The organism is Staphylococcus sp. EG-SA-2, from assembly GCF_017152085.1.
Map to the genome: position 1 here is coordinate 1 of NZ_JACYHC010000605.1, position 2,609 is coordinate 2,609.

Here is a 2,609-nt window from a genome sequence, read left to right on the forward strand (position 1 = left end):
ATGATTTAGATGTTGCAGTATATGGTATAAGCGGTGATTCAAAGAAAAAACACCAAAATTTTATTGAGAAACACGGATTGAATTTCGATTTATTAGTAGATGAAGATTTTAAATTAGCTAAAGAAACAGGCGTATATCAGTTAAAAAAATCATTTGGCAAAGAAAGTATGGGTATTGTAAGAACAACTTTTATAATAGATGAACAAGGTAAAGTATTAGATGTTATCGAGAAGGTTAAGGTTAAAACACAAATAGAAGAACTTAAAAACATTTTGGGGTGACATATATGAAAGTTGTTGGGTTAAATCGTATGCGTGAAGTTGAAACTGAATTACAACAACGCTTTTCAGATTTAGATTTTAAATTTTATAAAAAAGCATCAGAAATACCTGAGAGTGACTTGGCTGATTTAGATATATTAGTTGGTTATGATGGCGGTATCAATGAGGCATTTTTACAACGTTGCCCGAATTTAAAATGGATTGCATGGTTTGCAACGGGTGTAAATACATTACCGTTAGATTATATTGCAGATCACGGCATACTTTTAACTAATGGAAAAGGTGTTCAAGCTAAACAATTATCTGAATACATTTTAGCTTTCATTTTAGATGATTATAAAAAGATGAAACTATCATATGATAACCAAAGACAACATATATATGATTCGAAAATAACTGGTAAACGCCTATCAGGACAAACAGTTTTATTTTTAGGTACAGGTGCAATTGCTACTAGAACTGCGAAGTTAGCAAAGGCTTTTAATATGAATTTAATTGGTCTGAGCAAGTCAGGTCAGAACAAAGATGAGTTTGACGAGATATATACTATCGAATCACTTGAAAGCACATTACCAAATGCTGACATTATTATAAATGCTTTACCAGAAACGCAAGAAACGATTCATTTACTAAAGAAAAAACATTTTGAATTAATGAAAGATGAAGCACTTTTTATAAATATAGGACGAGGTAGCATAGTTAAAGAAGCGCTCTTAATAGAAGTATTAAAAAGTAAAGTTATTCGACATGCATATTTAGATGTGTTTGAAAATGAACCTTTGAAACCTAATCATGAATTATATGAATTGGAAAATGTAACTATAACAGCGCATATAACTGGTAATGATTATGAGGCAAAGTATGACTTATTAGATATTTTTAAAAACAATCTAGTTAATTTTCTCAATAAGAATGGTCTAATTGAGAATGAAGTTGATGCTAAAAAAGGCTATTAAATGAAATCATCATGTAAATATTGACACGCGCGCAATACTACAGTTATATTTATAGTAAGTAATAATAATTATTATATAAGAAAGATGGTGATATAGATGAGTGTTGAAATAGAATCAATTGAACATGAACTAGAAGAATCAATTGAACATGAACTAGAAGAATCAATTGCATCATTGCGACAAGCAGGCATAAGAATTACACCTCAAAGACAAGCAATATTACGTTATTTAATTTCTTCACATACTCATCCAACAGCTGATGAAATTTATCAAGCACTTTCACCTGATTTTCCAAATATAAGTGTTGCGACAATATATAATAACTTAAGAGTGTTTAAAGATATTGGAATTGTAAAAGAATTAACATATGGAGACTCATCAAGTCGATTCGACTTTAATACACATAATCATTATCATATTATATGTGAACAATGTGGTAAGATTGTTGATTTTCAATATCCACAGTTAAATGAAATTGAAAGATTAGCTCAGCATATGACTGACTTTGACGTAACACATCATCGAATGGAAATTTATGGAGTTTGTAAAGAATGCCAAGATAAATAATTTAACTTTGGTAGTATGACAAATTAAAAAAGCGTTAGCTTACTTCATATAAGTAAGTGTAATATTTAAGAAGTTAAACGACATGAAAGTTGTTTAACTTCTTTTTTATGCTTATTCTGAAAAATATTTAAATTGAAGAAAAGAATATTCTAACTACGGAAGTGGTATTAACTAATAACTAGTACCCTTTATAAATAAACATAAAAATATTCAAACGAAGGTCTACTAAATAACTATCCATAAAGTGAGTATAAGTTTGTTTGTAAAACTGAAGTAAAAAGCGTAAGGAATTACACTTTAAATACATATAGTACTTACGAATAGAAAATAATCCCTTCAACAGTAATTTTTAAACAAAAATAAGTGTTGTTTTATGTTGACTCTACTAGAATAACTTGATATTATATAAAAGTCGTCAAACGGCACTAATATTTAAAAAACAAATGTTTTAAGTTGTTGATTTAAAATATTAATAAAGTGTAAATTTGACTATTGAAATTCGAACAAATACATAATAAAATAATATTTGTTGAATTAATTGAGTTAGGAAATTTATTTTTTAGAAATAAAATAATTAAAAATAATTCTTGACTTACAAAAACTTACGAGTTATAATTAAATGTTGTAAGTGACAAACGAACATTGAAAACTGAATGACAATATGTCAACGTTAATTCCAAAAACGTAACTATAAGTTACAAACATTATTTAGTATTTATGAGCTAATCAAACATCATAATTTTTATGGAGAGTTTGATCCTGGCTCAGGATGAACGCTGGCGGCGTGCCTAATACATGCAAGTCG

At 28.2% G+C, this 2,609-nt stretch carries 3 protein-coding genes and 1 rRNA gene; all 4 read left to right on the top strand.

The window, feature by feature from the left end; genetic code table 11:
• Positions 1-281 (top strand): peroxiredoxin (locus IDG60_RS10780; RefSeq protein ID WP_206160686.1); only part of this gene is annotated, 281 nt, incomplete at its 5' end.
• Positions 282-286: 5 nt separating this feature from the next.
• Positions 287-1,237 carry a phosphoglycerate dehydrogenase gene (locus tag IDG60_RS10785; RefSeq protein WP_000869446.1) on the top strand — a complete coding sequence of 317 codons (951 nt, stop codon included), beginning with the start codon at positions 287-289 and terminating at the stop codon, positions 1,235-1,237.
• A gap of 96 nt (positions 1,238-1,333) precedes the next feature.
• Entirely contained in the window at positions 1,334-1,804 is a 471-nt protein-coding gene (gene perR, locus IDG60_RS10790; RefSeq protein WP_000110012.1) for a peroxide-responsive transcriptional repressor PerR, read from the top strand.
• Positions 1,805-2,545: 741 nt separating this feature from the next.
• Positions 2,546-2,609: ribosomal RNA gene (locus IDG60_RS10795) — 16S ribosomal RNA — on the top strand; the annotation flags it as partial.